Genomic DNA, 23,598 nt, shown 5'->3' with positions numbered 1-23,598 from the left:
TCCTCGGGATGTTATTTTTGGAACTTGATTCCATAATCGCTAATGACGCGGACGGTGCCAAGCCTCCGTTATCGAAGTTGGGCGAAGATCGAACAGTGGTTTGCGCTTTGTCTGGCGCTCTTTAGAATTCGCCCCACATTTCCAAGGACCGTGACCATGGCCGGCAGTCAGATCGAACGCGCGTTGAGCCTTATCGAAAGCCTTACCAGCGAGCCTCGCGGGCTGCCGATGCAGACACTGGCCGAGCAGCTCGACATTCCGAAAAGCGCGACCCACCGCATGCTCGCCGAGCTGATCCGGCTGGGCTACGTGCGGCAGAATCCGGAGAACAGCCGCTACCTGCTCAGCACCCGGCTGGTTGCCATGGGCTTTCGCTACCTCGCCAACAGCGGCGCGGACATCGTCCAGCCGATCCTTGACGATCTGGCGCGCAAGAGCGGCGAGCTGGTGCGCCTCGGGGTGATCGAAGGCGAGCGCCAGACCTGGATCGCCAAGTCCCAGGGCGCGCGCTCGGGGCTCAAGTACGATCCGGACATGGGCCGGGATGCACCGTTGTTCTACAGCGCTTCGGGACATGCCTGGCTGGCCAGCCTGAGCGATGCCCAGGCCCTGCTGCTGGTGGAGCGCCAGGGCGTGGGCCCGGCCGAGGAATTCGGGCCGAACGCACCCAAATCCAATGCCGAATTGCTGGAGCGCCTGCGCCTGGCCCGGGAGCGTGGCTACGCCTGGGTGGTGGAGAGCTCGGCGGTAGGCATGTCGGCGCTGGCGGCGGTGGTGGCGGATCCCGGGATGGCCGGGCGGTCGGGGTGGTCAGCATTGCCGGGCCTACGGCGCGGATGAGCGAGGCGCGGATGCATGAACTGGCGCCTTATCTGCTGGAAACCGTTGAGGAGCTGGCGGCGGCGAGTCCGGCATCCGAGTTGTTCAGCTAATTTTGCTTTGATCTCTCGGGCCTCATCGCTGGCAAGCCAGCTCCCACAGGGATCGGGTGCACCGCAAAACCTGTGGGAGCTGGCTTGCCAGCGATAGGGCCCTCACATCCAGCACATCATTTTCAGAAACCCATCGATACCAGGGGTCTCCCCGTTTTTTCTGCTTGCAATGAATCTCCCACAGGGATCGAGTGCACCGCAAAACCTGTGGGAGCTGGCTTGCCAGCGATAGGGCCCTCAAAACCAGTACACCATTTTCAGAAACCCATCGATGCCAGGGTCTCCCTGTTTTTCTGCTTGCAATGAATCTGGAACCAAGTTCTAAATAATTGCGTCAGAACAACAACCCCAAGAGACCCCCGCGAAAATGAGCCAACGAATCTTCTCCCTGGCCGCCCTGACCGTGCTCGAGCTGTCCCCGCCGGACATGGTCGAGGTCGCTGCCCGGGCCGGCTACAGCCATGTCGGCCTGCGCCTGGAACCGGCCACCGCCGAAGAACATCACTTTCCTCTGGTCGGCGATGCCGGCCTGCGCCGCCAGACCGCCGAGCGCCTGCGCGACACCGGCATCAAGGTGCTCGATATCGAGATCCTCCGGCTCAAGCCGGAAACCCGCGTCGACGATTTCGATGCCCTGCTGGCCGTTGGCGCAGGGTTCGGCGCCACCGAGTTGCTGGTGGCCGGCAACGACCCCGACCAGGCCCGCCTGACCGACAACTTCGCCACGCTCTGCGACCTCGCCGCGAAGTACGGCATCTACCCGCACCTGGAGTTCATGCCCTGGACCGACTGCAGGAACCTCACCCAGGCCTGGGATATCGTCAGCGCCGCCAACCGCGAGAATGCCTGCGTGCTGATCGATGCCTTCCACTTCGACCGCTCCGCCTCGCGCCTGGAGGACCTGCGCCAAATTCCGGCCTCGCGCATGCGCTATCTGCAATTGTGCGACGTTGCCGGGCCGCGTCCCGACGATATGGCCGAGATCCTGCGCCAGGCGCGCAACGAGCGGCGGTTCCCCGGCGACGGCGACTGTGACCTGCGCGGCCTGCTCGCCAGCGTTTCGCCCGATATGCCACTGAGCCTGGAAATCCCCACCCGGCAGTTGCTGGAGCAGGGCGTGTCCGCGTTGCAGCGGGCGCAATGGGCGCTGGACAAGGCCCGTTCCGTACTGAGCCCCCTTTAAGGCCCCGAGCCCAACGTCCCGAGTCGCGCCCATGCCCTCTGTCAGTCAACCGTTCAAAGGCATCCTCCTGGTCGTCCTGGCGACCTTCCTGTTTTCCAGCCACGACGCCATGTCGAAGTACCTGTCGGGCTTCTATCCGATCGTTTGGGTGGTCTGGGCGCGCTATCTGGTTCACACCTTGCTGATGCTTGGCATCTTCCTGCCCCAGGCCGGCCTGCGCGGGCTGTATACGCGCAGGCCCGGTCTGCAGGCGGCGCGGGCCCTGTGCCTGCTCGGCTGCAGCCTGTTGTTCACCAAGGCCTTGCAGTACCTGCCGCTGGCCGAGGCGACCGCAGTCAACTTCCTTGCCCCGCTGATGGTGACGGCGCTGTCGGTGCCGTTGCTCAAGGAGTCGGTGAGCAAGGGGCAGTGGGTCGCGGTATTGGCGAGCTTCGTCGGGGTGCTGATCATCGTCCATCCGGGTGGGGCGCTGTTCACCCCGGCGGTGCTGTTGCCCTTCGGCTCGGCGACCTGTTTCTGCTTCTACCAGATCCTCACCCGCAAGCTGAGCCAGGTGGACAGCCCGACCGCCACCAACTTCTTCACCGGGCTGTTCAACACCCTGGTGATGAGCGCCCTGGTGCCGTTGTTCTGGATCGTGCCAAGCCTGACCCACGGCCTCATGACCCTGGCCCTGGGTACCTTCGGCATGCTCGCCCATCTGTTCCTGACCCAGGCCTTCCGCCATGCGCCGCCGGCCATGCTGGCGCCGTTCAGCTATTGCCAGATTGTCTTCGCGGGGTTGATGGGCATCGTGCTGTTCGGCCAGAGCCCGGACCGCTGGGGCGTGATCGGCATTGCCATCGTCTGCCTCAGCGGCCTCGCCGCAGCCTGGCTGCAAAGGCGCCGCTGAAACGCAAGCGGGGCCTGTCCACCGAAGGACAGGCCCCGCCCGGGGTTACGCAGGGTGGGTCAGTCTTCGACCTTCGGGACCTTGCGCGGCGCCATGAAGTACATCCAGGTCAGGGCGATGAAGTACATCGTCGGGATCATGGTGAACAGCACGGCATAGTTGTTGTTGGTGGTGGTCAGCACGTAGCCGACGATCTGGGTCATGAACATGCCGCCGATGGCCGCGCACATCCCACCGAAGCCGAACACGGTGCTCATCATGTGCTTGGGCGTGTAGTCCATCACCAGGCTCCAGATGTTGGCGGTCCAGGCCTGGTGCGCAGCGATGGCCAGGGAGATCGCGATGACCGCGACCCACAAGCTGCTGGCGCCAGCGGCGAAGATCACGCCGATGATGGTGGCGGCGAAGATCAGCATCGACAGCAGGCGCGCCTTGACCGGGGCCATACCGCGGCCGATGAGGAACGAGGACAGGATGCCGCCACCGACGCTGCCGAAGTCGGCGCTGAGGTAGATGACGATCAGTGGGATACCCATCTGGGTAACGCTGATGCCCAGGCTGTATTGCTGGTTCAGGAACGGTGGCAGCCAGTACAGGTAGAACCAGAACACCGGCGCGGTGATCGAGTAGGCCAGGGCGAAGGCCCAGGTGCCGCGCATGCGCAGGATCCGCGAGAACGGCACGCCTTTCTGCTCGGGTTCGGCTTCGCCCATTACGTAGGCACGTTCGGCGTCGGTCACGGTTGGGTGGTCTTCAGGGTTGAAGTACTTCAGGCCCCAGAAGATCACCCAGACCAGGCCCAGCGCGCCCATGGCCATGAACGCGGCCTGCCAGCCCCACACGGTGAGGATCAGCGGCAGCAGCATCGGGGTGAACATGGCACCGACGTTGGTGCCGGCGTTGAAGATGCCGGTCGCCACGGCGCGCTCGCCGGCGGGGAACCACAGGCGGGTGGTCTTGACGCAGGCCGGGTAGTTGGCGGCTTCGGTCAGGCCGAGGACGAAGCGGCAGACCATGAAGCCGACCGCCGAGGTGGCCAGGCCGTGGGCACCGGTTGCCAGGCTCCAGAGCAGCACGGCGCAGAAGAACACGCGCTTCACACCGACCCGGTCGATCAGCCGGCCTTGCAGGACGAAGCCGATCGCGTAGCCGACCTGGAACCAGAAGTTGATGTTGGCGTAGTCCATCGCCGTCCAGCTCATCTCCTTGGCCAGGATGGGCTGCATCACGCCGAGGGCGGCACGGTCGATGTAGTTGAGGGTCGTGGCGAAGAAGACCAAGGCCAGCATGACCCAGCGGGTCTTGCCGACGGCCATGGCGCCGCGGATCTTGTCGCCGATACCGGCGTGCGGGTTGCTGCTCAGCGTCTGAGCAACGGGAGTGCTGGAGCTGTGGATCATCGTGGGTTACCCGTATTTTTATGTTTATGGGTCAAGCCTGGGTGACGCAAGAAAAGCGGGCATTACAGGTTATTTGGCAGGATCGGCGCCGCAGTTTGGCCGAGTAGCCTGCTTCATGGTTGGAAATGGTGCGCCACTGCTCAAAAAAGGGTCAATTCGTCTCAACGCATTTCGGGCGATAATCGCACACAAAACTAACCAGTTCGTACCTTTTTCTTGAGCGGATTTTGGCCCCGGCCAATAATTCTTCATAGTTTGGGCACTGCCTGCCCGTAGGAGACTGAAGATGCAGCGTTCGATTGCCACCGTGTCCCTGAGCGGCACCCTGCCGGAAAAGCTCGAAGCCATAGCCGCTGCGGGTTTCGACGGTGTCGAGATTTTTGAAAACGACCTGCTCTACTACGACGGCAGCCCCCGTGAAATCCGCCAGCGCTGCGCCGACCTGGGCCTGGATATCACCCTTTTCCAGCCATTTCGCGACTTCGAAGGCTGCCGCCGCGACCGTCTGGCCCGCAACCTCGACCGCGCCGAGCGCAAGTTCGACCTGATGCAGGAGCTGGGCACCGATTTGGTGCTGGTATGCAGCAACGTCGCCGCCGATGCCCTGGGCGACAAGCAGATTCTCGTCGATGACCTCGGCCTGCTGGCCGAGCGTGCCGGCGCGCGCAACCTGCGCATCGGCTACGAAGCGCTGGCCTGGGGGCGGCACGTCAACCAGTGGCAGCAGGTCTGGGACATCGTTCGCGAGGCGAACCACCCGGCGCTGGGCATGATCCTCGACAGCTTCCACACCTATTCGATCAAGGGCGACCCGAGCGGTATCGCCGACGTCCCGGGCGAAAAGATCTTCTTCGTGCAGATGGCCGACGCGCCGATCCTGGCCATGGACGTACTGGAGTGGAGCCGGCATTTCCGCTGCTTCCCGGGCCAGGGCGAGTTCGACCTGCCGGCGTTCCTTGCGCCGATCCTCAAGGCCGGTTATCGCGGCCCGCTGTCCCTGGAAATCTTCAACGACGGCTTCCGCGCCGCGCCGCCGCGGGCCAATGCCGCCGACGGCCTGCGTTCGCTGCTGTACCTCGAGGAGAAAACCCGCGAGCGCCTGCTGCAGACCGCTCCAGCGGTAGCCGCCGAGCCGGACCTGCTGTTCGCCCCGCCGGCGGCGGATACCTATGACGGTGTCGAATTCCTTGAGTTTGCGGTGGACGATGCGTCCGGTGCCAAGCTCGGTGGCTGGCTGGAAGGCCTCGGTTTCGCCAAGGTCGGCCAGCACCGTTCGAAGAATGTCAGCCTGCTGCGCCAGGGCGATATCAACCTGATCCTCAACGCCGAGCCGTATTCCTTCGCTCACAACTTCTTCGAAAGCCACGGCCCGTCGCTATGCGCCACTGCCGTGCGGGTCAAGGACAGCGCCAGGGCCCTGGCCCGTGCCGTGGGTTATCACGGCCAGCCCTATCGTGGCTTGGTCGGTCCCAACGAACGCGAACTGGCGGCGGTACGTGCGCCGGACGGCAGCCTGATCTACCTGGTGGACCAGGGGGCCGATGGCCAGACCATCTACGACACCGACTTCAGCCTCAGCGGCGGGGTCGCGGACAACGGCCTCGGCCTGACCCGCATCGACCACATGGCCATGGCCCTGCCGGCCGACGGCTTGGATACCTGGGTGCTGTTCTACAAGAGCCTGCTGGACTTCAAGGCCGACGACGAAGTGGTGCTGCCGGACCCTTACGGCCTGGTGAAGAGTCGCGCGCTGCGCAGCCAGTGCAGCAGCATCCGCTTGCCGCTGAACATCTCGGAGAACCGCAACACCGCGATTTCCCACGCGCTGTCCCACTATCGCGGTTCGGGCGTGCATCACATCGCCTTCGATTGCGAGGACATCTTCACCGCCGTGAAAAAAGCCAAGGAGGCGGGCGTGGCATTGCTGGACATCCCGCTGAACTACTACGACGACCTCGCGGCGCGCTTCGACTTCGATGACGAGTTCCTCAGCGAGCTGGCTTACTACAACGTGCTGTACGACCGTGACGCCAATGGCGGCGAGCTGTTTCACGTGTACACCGAGCCGTTCGAGGATCGCTTCTTCTTCGAGGTGATCCAGCGGCGCAATGGCTATGCCGGGTATGGTGCGGCGAACGTGGCGGTGAGGCTGGCAGCGATGGCCAAGGCGCGTAGTGGTGGGTTGCGCCACGCCAAGTTGTAAGCTTGAGGGCCTCATCGCTGGCAAGCCAGCTCCCACAGGGGATTGAGGGTGCGCCGCTAGCCCTGTGGGAGCTGGCTTGCCAGCGATGAGGCCATCAGCAGCACCCACAATGATCGGGGTAAATCCCCCTACAACCCCAAGGCTATCTTCTGGTGCAACCCGGGCCCATAATTGCGCCGTTAATCGAAGGCCACGAGTCCCGTATGACGACTACCCCTGCACTTGCCGAGGCGACGGACAGCACTCCGCGCAAAGGTCGCAAGAACAATCCGGAAAAAACCCGCGAGAACATTCTCCAGGCGGCGATCACCGAGTTCGTCCACCAGGGGCTGGCCGGTGCCCGGGTGGACGCCATCGCCGAGCGTACCCAGACCTCCAAGCGGATGATCTACTACTACTTCAACAGCAAGGAGCAGTTGTACGTCGAGGTGCTGGAAAAGCTCTACGGCGATATCCGCAGCACTGAAAGCAACCTGCACCTGGACGAGCTGGAGCCGCGTACCGGCATCCGTCGGCTGATCGAGTTCACCTTCGACCACCATGACCGCAACGTCGATTTCGTGCGTATCGTGTGCAACGAGAACATGCACCACGGCGAATACGTGAAGCAGTCCACGGCCATCCGTTCGATGAACAACACGGTGCTGCGCGCGCTGGACGAGATCCTGCGGCGGGGCGCGGACCAGGGGCTGTTCCGCAAGGGCCTGGATGCACTGGACGTGCACCTGCTGATCAGCTCGTTCTGTTTCTACCGGGTGTCCAACCGCCACACCTTCGGCGAAATCTTCCAGATCGATTTCGAAGACCAGGCCATCAAGGCCCGGCACAAGGAAATGATCTGCGAGTCGGTGCTGCGTTACCTGCAGGCTTGATGAACACCGCAGGATTGCCCTGCGGTGTCGCTGTCTTCAGTTGCCCAGGCTGTGGAAGTGCTCGGTCATGCGCAGCGGATCGGGGGTAATGCCGGTGAACAGCTCGAACGCCTTGACCGCCTGGTACACCGCCATGGTGGCGCCGTTCAGGGTGCGGCAGCCCAGGCCCCGGGCTTCCTTGAGCAGTTCGGTTTCCAGCGGGAAATAGACGATCTCCGCCACCCACAAATCTGCCCGCAACAATGTCTTCGGCACCGGCATGCCCGGCAGCTTGGCCATGCCCATGGGCGTTGTGTTGACCAGGCCACAGGCGCTGTTCATCGCGCTGTCGAGGTCATGGCCGACCCTGGCCCGGGTGCCCTCGAAGTGCTGGTTGAGGTTATCCACGAGGGCCTGGGCCCGTTCGCTTTCCACATCGAAAATGGTCAGCTGTTCCACGCCCTCGCTGAGCAGGGCATGAGCGACGGCGGCACCTGCGCCACCGGCGCCCATCTGCACTACGCGCTGCCGTGAAACGTCGGTCAGACCGCGACGGAAACCTTCGGCAAAGCCGAGGCAGTCGGTGTTATGGCCGATGCGCCGGCCGTCCTTGAGCACCACGGTATTGACTGCGCCGATGCCACGGGCTTCCGGCGAAAGGTCATCCAGCAGCGGCAGGATCGCCTGCTTGCAGGGGAAGGTGATGTTCAGGCCGGTGTAGCCCATGTATTGGGCGGCGGTCAGGAGTTCTTCTAGGGCAGTGCTGTCGAGCTTCAACTGGTCGAGGTCGATCAGGCGGTAAAGGTAGGTCAGGCCCTGGGCGGCGCCTTCGTGCTCGTGCAGCGCAGGGGTGCGCGAGGCCTGGATGCCCGCGCCGATCAGGCCGGCGAGAATGCCGGGCGGTTTGGCCAGATTCATCGGTAAGACTCCGTTGTTGTTCTTGGCGATTGGAAGAGGAGTTCCGACAAAATGTACCGTTTGGTTAACAGGAATCAACCGGCTGCCGCGTTTAGTGTTCGCTGATCGAACAGGCTCGTGCTAAACCTTGTGCTTCGAACATGGAGGAGGGGCGTACATGACAGTGCCAATGGACGTAACCCGGCAGCCGACCTGGCCCGGGCTGGCCAACCTGAGCCAGTCGATTCTTGCCGCGCTGGGCGGCGTGGGCTTTCGCAATGCCTTCGAGCTGGCACCGTCGTCGGCGACCTGCCTGCTGCTGATCGACGGGCTCGGGCATGCCTTGCTGCAGGAACATGCACAACAGGCGCCTTTCCTGGCGGCCCTGGCGAAACCTGGGGGCGTGTTTCGCGTGGGCTTTCCGGCGACCACGGCGGCGAGCCTGGCAACGCTGTCCTCGGGCATGGCCAGCGGGGTGCACGGCATCGTCGGTTGCACCTTTGCCCTCGATGCCGACAGTGAATTCTCGCCGCTGACCTGGACCTGTTCGCCCTTCTCCGAAGAAAAGCTAGCAACCCTGGCCCCGCCACCGGAGCGCTTCATCGTGCCGCAAACCGCTTGGGAACAGGCCAGCGAGCAGGGCCTGCGAATCAGCACGGTGATGCCGGCGCGCTATGCCGACTCGCCCTATACCCGGGCCGTCTACCGCGGTTCGCAGATTCTCGGGGCGCCGTCCCTTGATGCTTATCCGCTGCTGGTGCGCCAAGCGCTGACTGTCGACGCTGCGGCCTATTGCTTTGCCTACTTCGCCGACCTGGACTTCGCCGGCCATCTGTTCGGCCCCGGCTCCGAAGCCTGGCTGGAACAGTTGCGCAGCGCCGACCGGCTGGCCCAGGCGATCTTCCGGCAACTGCCGCAGGGCGCGCGGCTGCTGGTCAGCGCCGACCACGGCATGCTCGGCCTGGACAGCGCCGAGGTGGTGGATTTCGACCTTGAGTACGGGTTGCAGGAGGATGTGCTGGCGATCGCCGGGGATATCCGCGCGCGGCATGTCTATATCGATGCTGCGCGGCACGACCGGGTGCTGGAACGCTGGCGGGACCGGCTTGGCGACAATTACACGGTGCTGAGCAAGGCCAATGCGATCGCCGGCGGATTGTTCGGCGATGTGATGCTGAGCCAGGCGGAAGGGCGGATCGGCGACCTGATCGTGGTGCCGAATGCTGGCGGGGGGATCATTCGCAGCGTAGTGGAGCCGGCGGCGAGTCGCTGGCAGGGGCATCATGGGGCGTTGGCCGATGCCGACCAGGTGGTGCCGTTGTTGATGTGTTGACTGTCAGGGCCTCATCGCTGGCAAGCCAGCTCCCACAGTGTCCGCGCTGATCACAAAATACTTGGCAGGCTCTGACTCCCACAGGTTTGGCGGTGCACGCGACCCCTGTGGGAGCTGGCTTGCCAGCGATGAGGCCCAAGAGATCAGCGCCGAACCAGCAGAACCCCACTCTCCATATGGTGGGTATACGGGAACTGGTCGAACAAGGCGCAGCGCTCCACCCGGTGGGTGTCATGCAACTGTGCGATGTTCGCCGCCAGTGTCTCCGGATTGCAGGAGATGTATAGGATATTGTCGAAACGCCGGGTCAGCTCGCAGGTGTCCGGGTCCATCCCGGCCCGCGGCGGATCGACGAACACGCTGCCGAACGCGTAGCTCTTCAGGTCGATCCCTTCCAGCCGGCGGAACGCCCGCACTTCGTTCAGCGCTTCGGTCAGTTCTTCCGCCGACAGCCGCACCAGGCGCACGTTTTCCACCGCGTTGTCATCGAGGTTGTGCAGCGCGGCATTCACCGAGGTCTTGCTGATTTCGGTGGCCAGCACCTTGCGCACCCGGGTTGCCAGCGGCAGGGTGAAGTTGCCGTTTCCGCAATATAGCTCCAGCAGGTCGTCCTGGCGCTGGCCCAAGGCTTCATAAGCCCAGCCGAGCATCTTCTGGTTGACCTGGCCGTTGGGCTGGGTGAAGGCCCCTTCCGGCTGGCGATAGCGGAAGGTGCGGCCCGCGACCTGCAGTTCCTCTACCGCGTAATCCCGGCCGATCACCAGGCGTTTGCCCTTGGAGCGACCGATGATGCTCGCACCCAGCTCGGCGGACAGTTGCCGCGCCTCGGCTTCCCACTGCTCGTCCAGCGGACGGTGGTAGCACAGGGTGATCATCGCATCGCCGGCCAGGGTGGTGAGGAACTCCACCTGGAACAGCCGGTTGCTCAGCGCTTCGCTGGCCTGCCAGGCGCTTTTCAGGCGCGGCATCAGTTCATTGATGCGCTGGCTGGCGATGGGGAAATCCTCGATCAGGATCGGCGTATGCTTCTCGCCCGGGGCGAACATCGCGTAGTGGCGCTGGCCATCCTGGCGCCACAGGCGGAACTCGGCACGCAGGCGATAGTGCTCGCGGGGCGAGTCGAAGACGGCCGGCTGCGGCGCATCGAACGGCGCCAGCAGCGCACGCAGGCGTTCTACCTTGGCCGCGAGCTGCTGGTCGTAAGTGGAGGGGTCGAAGACAGCACTCATGCGTTGAACCAGCCCAGCTTGATGACGAACAGGATGGAGAGGATGACCAGCGCCGGGTTGAGGTCCTGGCGGCGGCCGGACAGCAGCTTGATGGCGGTCCAGGAAATGAAGCCGAAGGCGATGCCGTTGGCGATCGAGTAGGTCAGCGGCATGGCCAGTGCGGTGATCATTACCGGAGCGGCTTCGGTGATGTCTTCCCAGTCGATTTCCGCCAGGCCCGAGGCCATCAGCACGGCGACGAACAGCAGCGCCGGGGCGGTGGCGAAGGCCGGCACGCTACCGGCCAGCGGGGCGAAGAACAGCGCCAGGAGGAACAGGATGGCGACGACGATGGCGGTCAGGCCGGTGCGGCCGCCGGCGCTGACGCCCGCTGCCGATTCGATGTAGCTGGTGGTGGTCGAGGTACCCAGCAGCGAACCGGCCATGGCCGCGGTGCTGTCGGCGATCAGGGCGCGGCCCATCTTCGGCATATGGCCGTCCTTGCGCATCAGGCCGGCGCGCTTGGCGACGCCGATCAGGGTGCCGGAGTTGTCGAACAGGTCGACGAACAGGAAGGCGAAGATCACGCTGACCAGGCCGACGTCCAGGGCGCCCTTGATGTCCAGTTGCAGGAAGGTCGGGGCCAGCGATGGCGGCATCGACACCACGCCGCCGAACGGGGTGACACCCAGGGCGATGGAGGCGATGGTGACAGCGAGGATGCCGATCAGCACGGCGCCGCGGACCTTCATGGCTTCCAGGGCAACGATCAGGAAGAAGCCCAGGGTAGCGAGGATCGGTGCCGGTTGCTTGAGGTCGCCCAGGCCCACCAGGGTGGCCGGGTTATCGACGACGATACCGGCGTTATGCAGCGCGATCAGCGCAAGGAACAGGCCGATGCCGGCGGCGATGGCCGAGCGCAGCGGCAGCGGGATGCTGTTCACGATCCATTCGCGGATACGGAAGATCGACAGCAGGAAGAACAGCACCGCCGAGATGAACACTGCGCCCAGGGCCACCTGCCAGGTGTGGCCCATGTGCAGGACCACGGTATAGGTGAAGAAGGCGTTCAGGCCCATGCCCGGGGCCAGGGCGATCGGGTAGTTGGCGATGATGCCCATGGTGGTGGAGCCGATGGCCGCAGCCAGGCAGGTCGCGACGAACAACGCGCCCTTGTCCATGCCGGTCTCGCCGAGGATGCTCGGGTTGACGAATAGAATGTAGGCCATGGCCAGGAATGTGGTCACGCCCGCCAGGATCTCGGTCCGCACATTCGTATTGTGGGCTTTCAGTTGAAACAGCCTTTCCAGCATGTCCTGCTCCCCGTGGCGCGATCGGCGCCAAAAATTGTCGACCCGGTCAGGAAAGCACAAAGCGTACCGCATTGGTGCTGTTTCGACCGGGCCGGAAAAAAGCCGCGCATGATACCAGCATGGCTGGCCGAGGGTAATGCGTCCAACAGGAAGGACAGGAGAGAACACCTTGGCCCCTGTGGGAGCTGGCTTGCCAGCGATGAGGCCCGGGCTGACAACATCTTTGCCCCTGCCGGCCCTATCGCTGGCAAGCCAGCTCCCACAGGTTTTGCAGGGTTCTGAAGTCAGTTGTCCGACCGCCGGCTATGCATATGATCCCGCCCCGCCAGCGTCGGGAACAGCTTGATCCATACCCCGGTCACCACCAGCGTGCCGACGCCGCCCAGCACCACCGCCGGTACCGTGCCGAACCAGTGTGCGGTCACGCCGGACTCGAATTCGCCCAGTTGGTTCGAGGCACCAATGAACAAACCGTTCACGGCGCTGACCCGGCCGCGCATCTCGTCCGGCGTCTCCAGTTGCACGAAGGCGCCGCGGATCACCATGCTGATCATGTCCGCCGCACCCAGCACGGCCAGCACCGCCAGCGAGAACCAGAACGAGGTGGACAGGCCGAAGGCGATGGTCGCCACGCCAAACACCCCGACCGCCGTGAACATCACCCGGCCCACTTTGCGTTCCACGGGGAAGCGCGCCAGCCACAGCGACATCAGCAGCGCCCCCACCGCCGGTGCCGGGCGCAGCAGGCCCAGGCCCCAGGGGCCGGTGAGCAGGATGTCCTTGGCGAATACCGGCAACAGCGCGGTAGCGCCGCCCAGCAGTACGGCGAACAGGTCCAGGGAGATCGCCCCGAGGATGTCCGGGCGGCTGCGGATAAAGCGGATCCCCGCCAGCAGCGACTCGATGCTGGCGCGCCCCTGGGCCAGCGGGACCTGGCGCGAGGCCAGGCTCAAGGTCAGGCAGCAGGCGATCACGTAGAGGCAGACGGTCGGCCCGTAGACCCAGACGCTGCCGAAGGCATACAGGAACCCGCCCAGCGCCGGGGCGACGATGGTTGCCGATTGCATGGCCGAAGCCGACGCCGCGACTGCCCGGGGGAACAGGCCTGGCGGGACGACGTTGGGCAGCAGCGCCTGGGTCGCGGGCATCTCGAAGGAGCGGGCGGCGCCAAGGAGGAAGGCGAGGATGAAGATCAGCTCGCGGGTCACCGAGCCGGTGCTGCTGGCCAGCGCCAGCGACAGGGCGATCAGCGCCTGCAGGCTCTGGCACAGCGCGGCCACGCGGCGCCGGTCGTAGCGGTCGGCAACATGCCCGGTGTGCAGCATGAACAGCACCCGCGGGGCGAACTCCACCAGGCCGACCAGCCCCAGGTCGAGCACGTTGCCGGTCAATTGGTAAAGGTGCCAGCCGATGGCCACGGTGAGCATCTGGAAACCGCTGGCGGTAAACACCCGGGCCAGCCAGAAGGACAGGAACGGACGGTGATGACGCAACAACAACGGAGCCTGATCGGACATCGAGCGCGGGGTCTTTATCGGGGAAGGGGTGTTGCAGCGTAACACCAGGCTGTAACAAAAGGTTGCATGAAGCGGCAAAACCCGTGCGGTCAGCGCACCGATCCGTCCTTCGGTAAAGAGGGTGAGGCAACCGGTCACGCGGCAAACGACCACACAACCCTGCGGGGCTTTCGGGACTATCCTTTTCTCCTGACGTTGATCTGTATCAATACTTGTATCTGCAACGATTGATCAGCGGCGCCGGGCCATTCAGGCCGCCAATCCCTGCGGTGGGAAATTAATCAGAACAAATCCAGCCGAGTGCACTCCACCACCAAGGGGGCAAGTTGACGTCAAGGCAACGGACCCTGACGCCGGTTTACCTGACAGAGGAAGCACCATGTTCGGATCAGAGGCTCTCGATCTCGCCCGAATGCAGTTTGCGTTCACCGTGTCCTTTCACATTCTTTTCCCTGCCATCACCATCGGGCTGGCCAGCTACCTGGCGGTGCTCGAAGGCCTGTGGCTGAAAACCAACGAAGCGGTATACCGCGACCTTTACCATTTCTGGTCGAAGATCTTTGCCGTCAACTTCGGCATGGGCGTGGTCTCCGGGCTGGTCATGGCCTACCAGTTCGGCACCAACTGGAGCCGCTTTTCCGACTTCGCCGGCGCGGTGACCGGCCCCTTGCTGACCTACGAGGTGCTGACCGCGTTCTTCCTCGAAGCCGGCTTCCTCGGTGTCATGCTCTTCGGCTGGAACCGCGTGGGCCGCGGCCTGCATTTCTTCTCCACGGTGATGGTGGCCCTCGGCACCCTGGTCTCGACCTTCTGGATCCTTGCGTCCAACAGCTGGATGCACACGCCCCAGGGGTACGAGATCGTCGACGGCCGGGTGATCCCGGTGGACTGGCTGGCGGTGATCTTCAACCCGTCCTTCCCGTTCCGCCTGATGCACATGGCCACTGCCGCCTTCGTCGCCACCGCTTTCTTCGTCGGCGCCTCGGCGGCCTGGCACCTGCTGCGTGGCCGCGATAACCCGGCGATCCGCAAGATGCTGTCGATGGCCATGTGGATGGCCCTGATCGTTGCGCCGATCCAGGCGGTGATCGGCGACTTCCACGGCCTCAACACCCTCAAGCACCAGCCGGTGAAAATCGCCGCCATCGAAGGCCATTGGGAAAACGTCGGTGATGAACCGACCCCGCTGATTCTCTTCGGCATTCCCGACATGCAGGCCGAAACCACCCGCTTCAAGCTGGAAATACCGGCCCTGGGCAGCCTGATCCTGACCCACAGCCTGGACAAGCAGGTGCCGGCGATGAAGGACTTCCCGCCCGAGGACCGGCCCAACTCCACCGTGGTGTTCTGGTCGTTCCGCATCATGGTCGGGCTGGGCATGCTGATGATCTTCGTCGGCCTGTGGAGCCTGTGGCTGCGCAAGCGCGGCACGCTTTACAGTTCGCGGCCGTTCCTGCACCTGGCGTTGTGGATGGGGCCGTCCGGGCTTATCGCCATCCTGGCAGGCTGGTTCACCACCGAGGTCGGACGCCAGCCCTGGGTGGTCTACGGGCTGATGCGCACCGCCGACGGTGCCTCCAACCACAGTTACGCCCAGTTGGGCTTCACCCTGATCATGTTCGTGGTGGTGTATTTCGCCCTGTTCGGCGCCGGCCTTGGCTACATGATGCGCCTGGTGCGCAAGGGGCCGAAGACCGGCGAGGGCGACGAGAGCAACCCGGGCGGCCCTGGCCAGCCCCGTACACCGGCGCGGCCGCTGTCGGCGGCGAAGGACGAACACGACATCGGCGATGTCAGCCTGAACAAAGAAGGACACTGAATCATGGGAATCGATCTTTCACTGATCTGGGCCGTGATCATCATCTTCGGCGTGATGATGTACGTGGTCATGGACGGTTTCGACCTGGGCATCGGCATCCTCTTTCCCTTCGTCAAGGGCGAGCAGGACCGTGATGTGATGATGAACACCGTGGCACCAGTATGGGACGGCAACGAAACCTGGCTGGTGCTCGGCGGCGCGGGGCTGTTCGGCGCCTTCCCGCTGGCCTACTCGGTGGTGCTTTCGGCGCTGTACCTGCCCCTGATGCTGATGCTGGTCGGCCTGATCTTCCGTGGCGTGGCCTTCGAGTTCCGCTTCAAGGCCAAGGCCGACAAGCGTCACCTGTGGGACAAGGCATTCATCTGGGGCTCGCTGACCGCGACCTTCTTCCAGGGCGTGGCCCTCGGCGCCTTCATCGAAGGGTTCAAGGTGGTCGATCGCCAGTATGCCGGCGGAACGCTCGACTGGCTGACCCCGTTCAGCATCTTCAGTGGCCTGGGGCTGATCGTGGCCTACGCACTGCTCGGCTGCACCTGGCTGATCATGAAGACCGAGGGCAAGCTGCAGGAGCAGATGCACGCGCTTGGCCGGCCGCTGGCGCTGGTGCTGCTGCTGGTGATCGGCATCGTCAGCCTGTGGACGCCGCTGGCCTACCCCCAGATCGGCGAGCGCTGGTTCAGCATGCCCAACCTGTTCTGGTTCATGCCTGTGCCGTTGCTGGTGCTGGTCACCTTCTACGGTTTGCTCCAGGCGGTGAAGCGCAACGCCCACTACACGCCGTTCCTGCTGACCCTGGTGCTGATCTTCCTTGGCTACAGCGGGCTGGGAATCAGCCTCTGGCCGCACATCATCCCGCCGTCGATCACGATCTGGGACGCCGCCGCGCCGTCGCAGAGCCAGGGCTTCATGCTGGTGGGGACGCTGTTCATCCTGCCGTTCATCCTCGGCTACACCTTCTGGAGCTACTACGTGTTCCGCGGCAAGGTGACCCACGAGCATGGTTACCACTAGGAGGGTTCAGGTCATGACCGGGAAAGACACCTTCGAGCCGGAAAAGAAGCCGCTGTGGCAGCGGCTCGGCTGGCTGGCGCTGATCTGGACGCTGAGCGTGGCGAGCCTGGCGGTGGTGGCGTGGCTGATGCGGATGTTCATGAGTGCGGCGGGGTTGAGTACACACTGACCTTGTGCCCTATCGCTGGCAAGCCAGCTCCCACAGGGTCAGCACAAATCTTGAGGTCTGTGCAGTACCTGTGGGAGCTGGCTTGCCAGCGATAGGGCCAGTACGACCGCAGCCTATTTCCGCGCTTTGAGCACCACGAATTTCGGCGTCGCCGCGACCTGCTCCACCCCACGGAACAGCCGCGCCAGCTTGGTGTGATACCCCAGGTGCCGGTTACCGACGATATACAGGGCCCCGCCCACCACCAGCGCCTCCCGGGCCTGCTGGAACATGCGCCAGGCGAGGAAGTCGCCGACCACCTGCTGCTGGTGGAACGGCGGGTTGCACAACACCACATCCAGCGATTGCTCGGCCTGTCCGGCCAGCCCATCGGCCGCACGGATCTGCACTTCGCGCTCGCCCAGGGCCGCTCGCCAGTTTTCCTGCGCCGATTGCACCGCCATGTACGACTCGTCCACCAGCGTGTAGTGCGCCTGCGGGTTTTCCAGTGCACTGGCGATCGCCAATACACCGTTGCCGCAGCCAAGGTCGGCGACCCGCGCATTGCCCAGGTTGCGCGGCAAGTGCGGGAGGAAGGCGCGAGTACCGATATCCAGCCCTTCGCGGCAGAACACGTTGGCGTGATTCACCAGTTCGAGCGCTGGCTTGTCCAGCCGGTAACGGGTCGGGTAGGGCGAGCTGGCGCGAGGTTTTTCTTCGAAAGTGGCGACCAGCAGGCGCGCCTTTTTCTGGGCCAGGGATGCCTGCATCGGGCCGATGTACCTCTCCAGCAAGTCACCTGCAGCCCGCGGCAAGTGCTTGATCATCGCCCCGGCCACCACCTTCGCGCCTGGCGTCAGGTGCCCTTGCAGGCGGATCAGTTGCTCCTCAAGCAGCGCCAGGGTCTTTGGCACCCGCACCAATACATGATCGAAAGGCCCCTGCCACGCTTCGCTGGCCGGCACGAAGGCTACGCCATCCCACGGCTGGCCATTGCGCGGAAGGTTCTTTTCCAGGCCCAGGCGGGCGAGAAACGAATCGCCACTGCTGGTTACCGGGAAACGCTCGCGCAGGCTGATCGCCAGGCCACCGAAGCTGTCGTTTAGCACCAGCACCCGGGCGCTGGCCGGCAGGTTGCGGGCCGCCAGATGCTCCAGCAGGTATTCGTCCGCGGCGTCGAATGCTTGCAGTGGATCGTTGGCGTATTCGGGTTGGCGGATCAGGTCGAGTTCGGCGAAGGGGCTGGTCAGCAAAGGCATGGTACGAGGCTCTGGGGCATGGGTGGCACTGCCGGGCAGTGTCAGACAGGCGCCGATTCTACAGGGCTTTGCCGTATAGCGGGGTCAGAGCAGTCCGTGCATGGCGGCGATGGCCACGGCGCCGGCCTTGTTGTTGGCGCGCATCTTGGTGATGACGCTACGGATATGAAAGTTCACCGTGCTTTGCGACAGGGTGAGAATGCAGGCGATGTCGGATGCGGTCTTGCCCGCTGCGGACCATTTCAGCACTTCGCGCTCGCGGTCGGAAAGGCCGAAGCCGTTGGGGCGTAACGGGTTGATGCGTTCGACCATGACGGTATGCATGACATTGCACAGCCACAGGGCCTGGCCGGTCTTGTCGTAGAACTCGCAGCTGTCGATCGCCCCTGTGCTGCGCACCAGGCTGAGCATGCTGTTGTTGCCGCGGATATCGTGCGCGGCCTGGCTCCAGCCATGGGTCAGCCCATGAGTCCTGGCGTCTTCACGCAGTTGGGGCGTTTCGGCGAATACAGCGTCTTCCCAGAGCAGGGGTATCAGTGAGTGCCGGCAGTGCTGAAAGGTCGGATCCTGGGCGAGGTAGTTGCACGCCTGGTAATGGGTGTTCCACTCGGCCGAATAGTTGTTGAACATGATGATCTGCGCGGTCATTCCGCTGGCCTGGCTCTGTACCACCAGGCTCAGGTACTCCATGTCCAGTTGCTGCGCCAGCGACAGGGCGGATTCGAAGATGCGCTCGGGTTCCTGCTCCGCGATCAGGCTTTCGAGCTGCTCCTGCTTCCAATGCGCCATTTGAGTGTCGCTCCCTTTGAATGGATCCAACTTGCGCTTTTTCGTCTGCTGAGTATAGAAATCGTCCTACAAGATGATTGGTTTTTTTCGCTATAAGTTGATCCAGGTCATGATCGGTAACGTGTAGTTGGGGTAAACGCGATGTGTATGCGTTTCCGCCCTCAACTCTGGCAAGCCACTACAAACCGGTGGTGTTTATTCATACGGCTTTGGGCGAAACTGGGCGCACCTGATTTGTGGAGCGAACCATGACTGCCAGCGCGGAGAAATACACCCGCCAGACCCTGCTCGACGTCCAGCCGCTGACGTCCAGCCTGTTCAGCCTGCGTACCACCCGTGATGCCGGTTTCCGTTTCCGTGCTGGCCAGTTCGCTCGCCTGGGCGTCGCCAAGGCCGACGGCAGCGTGGTCTGGCGGGCGTATTCGATGGTTTCGTCGCCGTTCGACGAGCATCTGGACTTCTATTCCATCGTCGTGCCCGGCGGCGAGTTCACCAGCGAACTGAGCCGTCTGCGCGAGGGCGACGAGTTGCTGGTCGATCGTCAGGCGTTCGGCTACCTCACCCTGGACCGGTTCGTCGATGGCCGTGATCTCTGGTTGCTGGCGACCGGCACCGGGATCGCGCCGTTCCTTTCGATCCTCCAGGACTTCGAAGCCTGGGAGCGCTTCGAAACCATCAAGCTGGTGTATTCGGTGCGCGAAGCCCGTGAACTGGCCTACCTGGACCTGATCGCCGGCCTGGAGCAGCGTGAGTACCTGGCCGAACATGCCGGCAAGCTGCAGTTCATTCCGGTGGTGACCCGTGAGCAGCACCCGGGAGCCTTGAACGGGCGGATCACCACCCTGATCGAGAACGGCGAGCTGGAGCAGGCAGCGGGCCTGGAACTGAGCCCCGAGCACTCGCGGGTGATGTTGTGCGGCAACCCGCAGATGATCGACGACACCCGGCAGGTACTCAAGGCTCGGGGCTTGAACCTGAGCCTGAGCCGGCGGCCGGGGCAGGTGGCGGTCGAGACTTACTGGTAAGTCTGTACGCTGACCCCTGTGGGAGCGGGTTCACCCGCGATGACGTCGGTGAATTCACTACCGTATCGCGGGTGAACCCGCTCCCACAGGGTACGTGCAAATCTTAGGGTTTGTTGTTCTGCTGTTTCAGCAAATCCCGGATCTCGGTCAGCAGCGTCTCCTGCGGCGTCGGCGCAGGCGGCACCGACGGCGCAACGGCTTCCTCACGCTTCAAGCGGTTGATCGCCTTCACACCCATGAAGATCGCGAACGCCACGATCACGAAGTCCACCACCGTCTGGATGAACTTGCCATAGGCCAGCACCACCGCCGGTGCATCGCCCTCGGCGGCCTTCAACGTCACTGCCAGGTCACTGAAGTCCACCCCGCCAATCAACAGGCCCAACGGCGGCATCACCACATCGCCGACGAAAGAGGAAACAATCTTGCCGAATGCCGCGCCGATGATGATACCGACGGCCATATCGACGACATTGCCCTTGACCGCAAAGGCTTTGAATTCACTGATCAGGCCCATGGTTTATTCCTTGTAACAATTGAAAGGGGTCAACGCAGTGTAATTCAGCTGCTGGCTTAATGCGCTGCGTCGCAACAAATGACCCCGCTGATAGCCAATGGTTTGGTCGCGATTGGCACCTTTCCCGGCACGGCGGCTATCATGGCGACTTTTTCCAGGAGATTGCCCATGGCCAAGGCCAAGCGCTTGTACGGCTGCACCGAGTGCGGTGCGACCTTCCCGAAATGGGCCGGCCAATGCAGTGAATGCGGCGCCTGGAACACACTCACCGAGACCATGATCGAAAGCGGCGGGGCGGCGGCACCCAGCGGGCGCACTGGCTGGGCCGGGCAGCAGGCGCAGATCAAGACCCTGGCCGAAGTGTCCATCGAAGAAATCCCGCGCTTCTCCACCGCCAGCGCCGAACTCGACCGCGTCCTGGGCGGCGGCCTGGTGGACGGCTCGGTGGTGCTGATCGGCGGCGATCCCGGGATCGGCAAATCCACCATCCTCCTGCAGACCCTCTGCCACATCGCCGCGCGCATGCCGGCGCTGTACGTCACCGGCGAGGAGTCCCAGCAACAGGTGGCCATGCGTGGCCGCCGCCTGGGCCTGCCGCTGGACAAGCTGCGGGTGATGACCGAGACCTGCATCGAAAGCATCATCGCCACCGCGCGCAGCGAAAAGCCCAAGGTGATGGTGATCGACTCGATCCAGACCATCTTCACCGAGCAACTGCAATCGGCCCCCGGCGGGGTTGCCCAGGTGCGTGAAAGCGCGGCGCTGCTGGTGCGCTACGCCAAGCAGAGCGGCACGGCGATCTTCCTGGTCGGCCACGTCACCAAGGAAGGCGCCCTGGCCGGCCCGCGGGTGCTGGAGCATATGGTCGATACCGTGCTGTATTTCGAAGGTGAATCCGATGGCCGCCTGCGCCTGCTGCGGGCGGTGAAGAACCGCTTCGGTGCGGTCAATGAACTCGGCGTGTTCGGCATGACCGATCGTGGCCTTAAGGAAGTGTCCAACCCCTCGGCGATCTTCCTCACCCGGACCCAGGAGGAAGTGCCGGGCAGCGTGGTCATGGCCACCTGGGAGGGTACCCGGCCGATGCTCGTGGAGGTCCAGGCCCTGGTCGATGACAGTCACCTGGCCAACCCGCGCCGGGTGACCCTCGGCCTCGACCAGAACCGCCTGGCCATGCTGCTGGCGGTCCTGCACCGGCATGGCGGAATTCCCACCCACGACCAGGATGTGTTCCTCAACGTGGTTGGCGGGGTCAAGGTGTTGGAGACCGCGTCCGATCTGGCGCTGATCGCGGCCGTGATGTCCAGCCTGCGCAACAAGCCACTGTCCCAGGGCTTGCTGGTGTTCGGCGAGATCGGTCTGTCAGGCGAGGTGCGCCCGGTGCCGAGCGGCCAGGAGCGCTTGAAGGAAGCTGCCAAGCACGGCTTCAAGCGTGCCATCGTGCCCAAGGGCAACGCGCCGAAGGAAGCGCCGGCGGGCCTCCAGGTGATCGCCGTTACTCGTTTGGAGCAGGCGCTCGACGCACTCTTCGAGGAGTAGGGCGGCGGCAAGGCCTTCTTGCAAGTGATTCTCACTAGCGAGTAGCATGGCGCCTCCATCCCGATAGCCCTCTGGAGTTCGCGTGGCGGAGTCCGACCTCAAGCGCCTGTTCCTCAAGCACGCGAAAAGCCTGCAGGGCCTGCTCACACGCAAGGTACGCGACCCGCAACTGGCCGCCGACCTGGTGCAGGAAAGCTTCCTGCGCCTGGTCGAGCAGAAGGCCGGCGAGCGCATCGACAACACGCCGGCCTATCTCTATCGCACGGCGCACAACCTGATGATCGACCACCTGCGCCAGCAACAGCGGCGCAAGACCGACCTGGTTCCCCACGAAGCCCTCGAAGGCATCGTCGAAGACAGCCCCGGCCTTGAAGACAGCACGGCGACCGAGCAGCATATGCGCCGCCTGCGTGCGGCGATGAACGAGTTGCCGCCACGAACCCGGGAAATCTTCCGCCTCAACCGCCTCGAGGGCTTGACCCACGCCGAGGTTGCCAGGCGCCTGGATATTTCCGACAGCTCGGTGCAGAAGCACCTTTCCAAGGCTTTGGCCTATGTCATGCAGTGTCTTCAGGAACCGGGATGACGAACGGTTTACTGGGAAATACGCCTTCGGACGTCAGCCCTTACATAAGCAGAATTCGAGAGAACCGTGTGAGCAGCCAGATCCCGCCAGAGCAAGCGATTCGCGAGCAGGCCGCCGAGTGGGCGGTATTGCTGGAGGCCGGATGCCTGAGCCCCGGGCAGGAACAGGCATTGGCCGAATGGTGTGAACGCGATCCGCGTCATGCGCGGGCGTTGGCGTTCGCCCGGGCGACCTGGGCCGATCTTGGACGCCTGGGATCCCTGGACGAGCCGCAGCCTGCGGCGCTGCTGCTGCCGCAACTGCCGCGGCCGGTCACTGGCCGGCGTCGCCGGTCGCGTCTGCGCCTGGCGGCGAGTGCGGCGGCGGTGCTGCTGGCGGTGTTCGCCGTGGTTCGCGGGCCGGATACCGTCCAGCGCCTGAACGCCGACTACGTCACCAGTCGTGGGGAAATCCGCCAGGTCGTCCTGCCCGATGGCAGCAAGGTCGACCTCGACAGTGGCAGCGCCATCAGCCTGGCCTATAGCGATAGCGAGCGGCGCGTGCGCTTGTGGTCGGGGGATGCGCTGTTCGACGCAGTGCCGATCGGTGGCAAGGAAACGCGGCCTTTCGTCGTCGAATACGCCGGCGCCACGACCCGTGCGCTTGGCACGCGTTTCGTGGTCGGTGGGGAAGGGCAGGGTGGCTGGGTCGGCATGCTCGAGCACAGCACCCGGGTGAGCCTGCTCGAGCCGCCGGCCAGGGGCGTTGCCGAGCGGCTGCTGGAAGAGGGCCAGAGCCTGCGCTACGACTCGCAGCATGGCATCCGCGCCTGGCCGGAACAGGATGTACGCCGCGCCAGTGCCTGGCAGCGCGGGCTGCTGATCTTCGAGCGCGAGCCGCTGGCGAAGGTAGCCGAACAGATCAACCGCTACCGTGGCGGGCATGTGGTCATTACCGATTCGGCGCTGGCGCGGCGGGAGGTCAGTGGCATGTTCCGCCTGGACAACCTGGACCAGGCGCTGGTGATGCTGACCGAAGAGCTGAAGGTGAAGCGGGTCGATTTGCCTGGGCTGACCTTGATCTATTGAAAACTTTTCGTCGCTCTTTCGGGCGTAATCGCTGGCAAGCCAGCTCCCACAAGGATTGCATGCACCGCTGACCCTGTGGGAGCTGGCTTGCCAGCGATGAGGCCCTCGA

The 23,598-nt window shown here is 64.0% G+C and carries 20 protein-coding genes and 1 pseudogene; 13 read left to right on the top strand and 8 right to left on the bottom strand.

Features of this window, described 5'->3' with window-relative positions; translation table 11 throughout:
* Positions 1–156 precede the first annotated feature (156 nt).
* From CSV86_RS21755 to CSV86_RS21745, 3 genes and pseudogenes are all read left to right on the top strand, one after another.
* Positions 157–932: pseudogene (locus tag CSV86_RS21755) on the top strand (IclR family transcriptional regulator).
* Between the two features lie 367 nt (positions 933–1,299).
* Positions 1,300–2,115: a sugar phosphate isomerase/epimerase family protein gene (locus CSV86_RS21750; protein WP_009398939.1), complete on the top strand. Its 816-nt coding sequence runs from the start codon at positions 1,300–1,302 to the stop codon at positions 2,113–2,115.
* Between the two features lie 31 nt (positions 2,116–2,146).
* The gene (locus CSV86_RS21745) at positions 2,147–3,007 is read left to right on the top strand and encodes a DMT family transporter (protein WP_009398940.1); all 861 of its coding nucleotides are present in this window, start codon (positions 2,147–2,149) and stop codon (positions 3,005–3,007) included.
* Between the two features lie 59 nt (positions 3,008–3,066).
* On the opposite strand, the gene CSV86_RS21740 is transcribed toward CSV86_RS21745, so the two are convergent.
* On the bottom strand, positions 3,067–4,407 hold the full coding sequence (locus CSV86_RS21740; protein ID WP_009398941.1) for an MFS transporter: 1,341 nt from the start codon (positions 4,405–4,407) through the stop codon (positions 3,067–3,069).
* A 286-nt stretch (positions 4,408–4,693) separates the two neighbouring features.
* Here CSV86_RS21740 and quiC point away from each other — a divergent pair, with 286 nt between their 5' ends.
* Together quiC and CSV86_RS21730 are read left to right on the top strand one after the other, a co-directional pair.
* The gene (quiC, locus tag CSV86_RS21735; protein ID WP_009398942.1) at positions 4,694–6,610 is read left to right on the top strand and encodes a 3-dehydroshikimate dehydratase QuiC; all 1,917 of its coding nucleotides are present in this window, start codon (positions 4,694–4,696) and stop codon (positions 6,608–6,610) included.
* Positions 6,611–6,813: 203 nt separating this feature from the next.
* Entirely contained in the window at positions 6,814–7,482 is a 669-nt protein-coding gene (locus tag CSV86_RS21730) for a TetR/AcrR family transcriptional regulator (protein WP_009398943.1), read from the top strand.
* Between the two features lie 36 nt (positions 7,483–7,518).
* On the opposite strand, the gene CSV86_RS21725 is transcribed toward CSV86_RS21730, so the two are convergent.
* On the bottom strand, positions 7,519–8,379 hold the full coding sequence (locus CSV86_RS21725) for a shikimate dehydrogenase (RefSeq protein ID WP_009398944.1): 861 nt from the start codon (positions 8,377–8,379) through the stop codon (positions 7,519–7,521).
* A gap of 157 nt (positions 8,380–8,536) precedes the next feature.
* On the opposite strand from CSV86_RS21725, the gene CSV86_RS21720 reads away from it, so the two are divergent.
* Positions 8,537–9,691 carry an alkaline phosphatase family protein gene (locus tag CSV86_RS21720; protein ID WP_037060095.1) on the top strand — a complete coding sequence of 385 codons (1,155 nt, stop codon included), beginning with the start codon at positions 8,537–8,539 and terminating at the stop codon, positions 9,689–9,691.
* Positions 9,692–9,834: 143 nt separating this feature from the next.
* Here CSV86_RS21720 and trmA read toward each other — a convergent pair whose 3' ends face one another.
* The 3 genes from trmA to CSV86_RS21705 form a co-directional block, all read right to left on the bottom strand.
* Positions 9,835–10,920 (bottom strand): tRNA (uridine(54)-C5)-methyltransferase TrmA, encoded by a 1,086-nt coding sequence (gene trmA, locus CSV86_RS21715; RefSeq protein ID WP_009398946.1) that lies wholly within the window; start codon positions 10,918–10,920, stop codon positions 9,835–9,837.
* Positions 10,917–12,212, bottom strand: a complete 1,296-nt coding sequence (locus tag CSV86_RS21710; RefSeq protein WP_009398947.1) for an NCS2 family permease — start codon at positions 12,210–12,212, stop codon at positions 10,917–10,919. Before CSV86_RS21710 ends, trmA begins: the two co-directional genes overlap by 4 nt.
* 284 nt (positions 12,213–12,496) lie before the next feature.
* The gene (locus CSV86_RS21705; protein WP_009398948.1) at positions 12,497–13,729 is read right to left on the bottom strand and encodes an MFS transporter; all 1,233 of its coding nucleotides are present in this window, start codon (positions 13,727–13,729) and stop codon (positions 12,497–12,499) included.
* 379 nt (positions 13,730–14,108) lie between these two features.
* On the opposite strand from CSV86_RS21705, the gene CSV86_RS21700 reads away from it, so the two are divergent.
* Genes CSV86_RS21700 through CSV86_RS21690 form a run of 3 tightly spaced genes read left to right on the top strand, consistent with a single transcriptional unit; the run spans position 14,109 to position 16,728 of the window.
* The gene (locus tag CSV86_RS21700; RefSeq protein WP_009398949.1) at positions 14,109–15,548 is read left to right on the top strand and encodes a cytochrome ubiquinol oxidase subunit I; all 1,440 of its coding nucleotides are present in this window, start codon (positions 14,109–14,111) and stop codon (positions 15,546–15,548) included.
* A gap of 3 nt (positions 15,549–15,551) precedes the next feature.
* Positions 15,552–16,559, top strand: coding sequence for a cytochrome d ubiquinol oxidase subunit II (gene cydB / locus CSV86_RS21695; protein ID WP_009398950.1), 1,008 nt, complete (start codon positions 15,552–15,554; stop codon positions 16,557–16,559).
* A 13-nt stretch (positions 16,560–16,572) separates the two neighbouring features.
* Positions 16,573–16,728 carry a DUF2474 domain-containing protein gene (locus tag CSV86_RS21690; RefSeq protein ID WP_009398951.1) on the top strand — a complete coding sequence of 52 codons (156 nt, stop codon included), beginning with the start codon at positions 16,573–16,575 and terminating at the stop codon, positions 16,726–16,728.
* Positions 16,729–16,841: 113 nt separating this feature from the next.
* Here CSV86_RS21690 and CSV86_RS21685 read toward each other — a convergent pair whose 3' ends face one another.
* Together CSV86_RS21685 and CSV86_RS21680 are read right to left on the bottom strand one after the other, a co-directional pair.
* Positions 16,842–17,966 (bottom strand): methyltransferase, encoded by a 1,125-nt coding sequence (locus CSV86_RS21685; protein WP_009398952.1) that lies wholly within the window; start codon positions 17,964–17,966, stop codon positions 16,842–16,844.
* A gap of 84 nt (positions 17,967–18,050) precedes the next feature.
* Positions 18,051–18,755 (bottom strand): autoinducer binding domain-containing protein, encoded by a 705-nt coding sequence (locus tag CSV86_RS21680; RefSeq protein WP_009398953.1) that lies wholly within the window; start codon positions 18,753–18,755, stop codon positions 18,051–18,053.
* A gap of 248 nt (positions 18,756–19,003) precedes the next feature.
* Here CSV86_RS21680 and CSV86_RS21675 point away from each other — a divergent pair, with 248 nt between their 5' ends.
* Positions 19,004–19,780, top strand: coding sequence for a ferredoxin--NADP reductase (locus CSV86_RS21675; protein ID WP_009398954.1), 777 nt, complete (start codon positions 19,004–19,006; stop codon positions 19,778–19,780).
* Positions 19,781–19,883: 103 nt separating this feature from the next.
* Here CSV86_RS21675 and mscL read toward each other — a convergent pair whose 3' ends face one another.
* Positions 19,884–20,297 carry a large-conductance mechanosensitive channel protein MscL gene (gene mscL / locus CSV86_RS21670; RefSeq protein WP_009398955.1) on the bottom strand — a complete coding sequence of 138 codons (414 nt, stop codon included), beginning with the start codon at positions 20,295–20,297 and terminating at the stop codon, positions 19,884–19,886.
* A 168-nt stretch (positions 20,298–20,465) separates the two neighbouring features.
* Here mscL and radA point away from each other — a divergent pair, with 168 nt between their 5' ends.
* The 3 genes from radA to CSV86_RS21655 all read left to right on the top strand — a co-directional run bounded on the left by radA (position 20,466) and on the right by CSV86_RS21655 (position 23,489).
* Positions 20,466–21,836: a DNA repair protein RadA gene (gene radA, locus CSV86_RS21665; protein ID WP_009398956.1), complete on the top strand. Its 1,371-nt coding sequence runs from the start codon at positions 20,466–20,468 to the stop codon at positions 21,834–21,836.
* 82 nt (positions 21,837–21,918) lie between these two features.
* Positions 21,919–22,422 (top strand): RNA polymerase sigma factor, encoded by a 504-nt coding sequence (locus CSV86_RS21660; RefSeq protein WP_009398957.1) that lies wholly within the window; start codon positions 21,919–21,921, stop codon positions 22,420–22,422.
* Positions 22,423–22,490: 68 nt separating this feature from the next.
* On the top strand, positions 22,491–23,489 hold the full coding sequence (locus CSV86_RS21655; protein ID WP_009398958.1) for a FecR family protein: 999 nt from the start codon (positions 22,491–22,493) through the stop codon (positions 23,487–23,489).
* Positions 23,490–23,598: the final 109 nt, after the last annotated feature.

The sequence above is a fragment of the Pseudomonas bharatica CSV86 genome (genome assembly GCF_000319305.2).
GTDB classification, from domain to species: domain Bacteria; phylum Pseudomonadota; class Gammaproteobacteria; order Pseudomonadales; family Pseudomonadaceae; genus Aquipseudomonas; species Aquipseudomonas bharatica.
The sequence above is the reverse complement of the archived record's forward strand: the minus strand, read 5'-3'. Positions and strand labels throughout refer to the sequence as shown.

Bases quoted from the DNA above. Each gene is read 5' to 3' on its own strand.
- CSV86_RS21725 (WP_009398944.1), bottom strand. From the start codon at position 8,379: ATGAATCTGGCCAAACCGCCCGGCATTCTCGCCGGCCTGATCGGCGCG.
- CSV86_RS21680 (WP_009398953.1), bottom strand. From the start codon at position 18,755: ATGGCGCATTGGAAGCAGGAGCAGCTCGAAAGCCTGATCGCGGAGCAG.
- CSV86_RS21675 (WP_009398954.1), top strand. From the start codon at position 19,004: ATGACTGCCAGCGCGGAGAAATACACCCGCCAGACCCTGCTCGACGTC.
- CSV86_RS21685 (WP_009398952.1), bottom strand. From the start codon at position 17,966: ATGCCTTTGCTGACCAGCCCCTTCGCCGAACTCGACCTGATCCGCCAA.
- cydB (WP_009398950.1), top strand. From the start codon at position 15,552: ATGGGAATCGATCTTTCACTGATCTGGGCCGTGATCATCATCTTCGGC.
- CSV86_RS21700 (WP_009398949.1), top strand. From the start codon at position 14,109: ATGTTCGGATCAGAGGCTCTCGATCTCGCCCGAATGCAGTTTGCGTTC.
- CSV86_RS21690 (WP_009398951.1), top strand. From the start codon at position 16,573: ATGACCGGGAAAGACACCTTCGAGCCGGAAAAGAAGCCGCTGTGGCAG.
- CSV86_RS21750 (WP_009398939.1), top strand. From the start codon at position 1,300: ATGAGCCAACGAATCTTCTCCCTGGCCGCCCTGACCGTGCTCGAGCTG.
- CSV86_RS21705 (WP_009398948.1), bottom strand. From the start codon at position 13,729: ATGTCCGATCAGGCTCCGTTGTTGTTGCGTCATCACCGTCCGTTCCTG.
- CSV86_RS21745 (WP_009398940.1), top strand. From the start codon at position 2,147: ATGCCCTCTGTCAGTCAACCGTTCAAAGGCATCCTCCTGGTCGTCCTG.
- quiC (WP_009398942.1), top strand. From the start codon at position 4,694: ATGCAGCGTTCGATTGCCACCGTGTCCCTGAGCGGCACCCTGCCGGAA.
- CSV86_RS21710 (WP_009398947.1), bottom strand. From the start codon at position 12,212: ATGCTGGAAAGGCTGTTTCAACTGAAAGCCCACAATACGAATGTGCGG.
- mscL (WP_009398955.1), bottom strand. From the start codon at position 20,297: ATGGGCCTGATCAGTGAATTCAAAGCCTTTGCGGTCAAGGGCAATGTC.
- CSV86_RS21740 (WP_009398941.1), bottom strand. From the start codon at position 4,407: ATGATCCACAGCTCCAGCACTCCCGTTGCTCAGACGCTGAGCAGCAAC.
- radA (WP_009398956.1), top strand. From the start codon at position 20,466: ATGGCCAAGGCCAAGCGCTTGTACGGCTGCACCGAGTGCGGTGCGACC.
- CSV86_RS21720 (WP_037060095.1), top strand. From the start codon at position 8,537: ATGACAGTGCCAATGGACGTAACCCGGCAGCCGACCTGGCCCGGGCTG.
- CSV86_RS21730 (WP_009398943.1), top strand. From the start codon at position 6,814: ATGACGACTACCCCTGCACTTGCCGAGGCGACGGACAGCACTCCGCGC.
- trmA (WP_009398946.1), bottom strand. From the start codon at position 10,920: ATGAGTGCTGTCTTCGACCCCTCCACTTACGACCAGCAGCTCGCGGCC.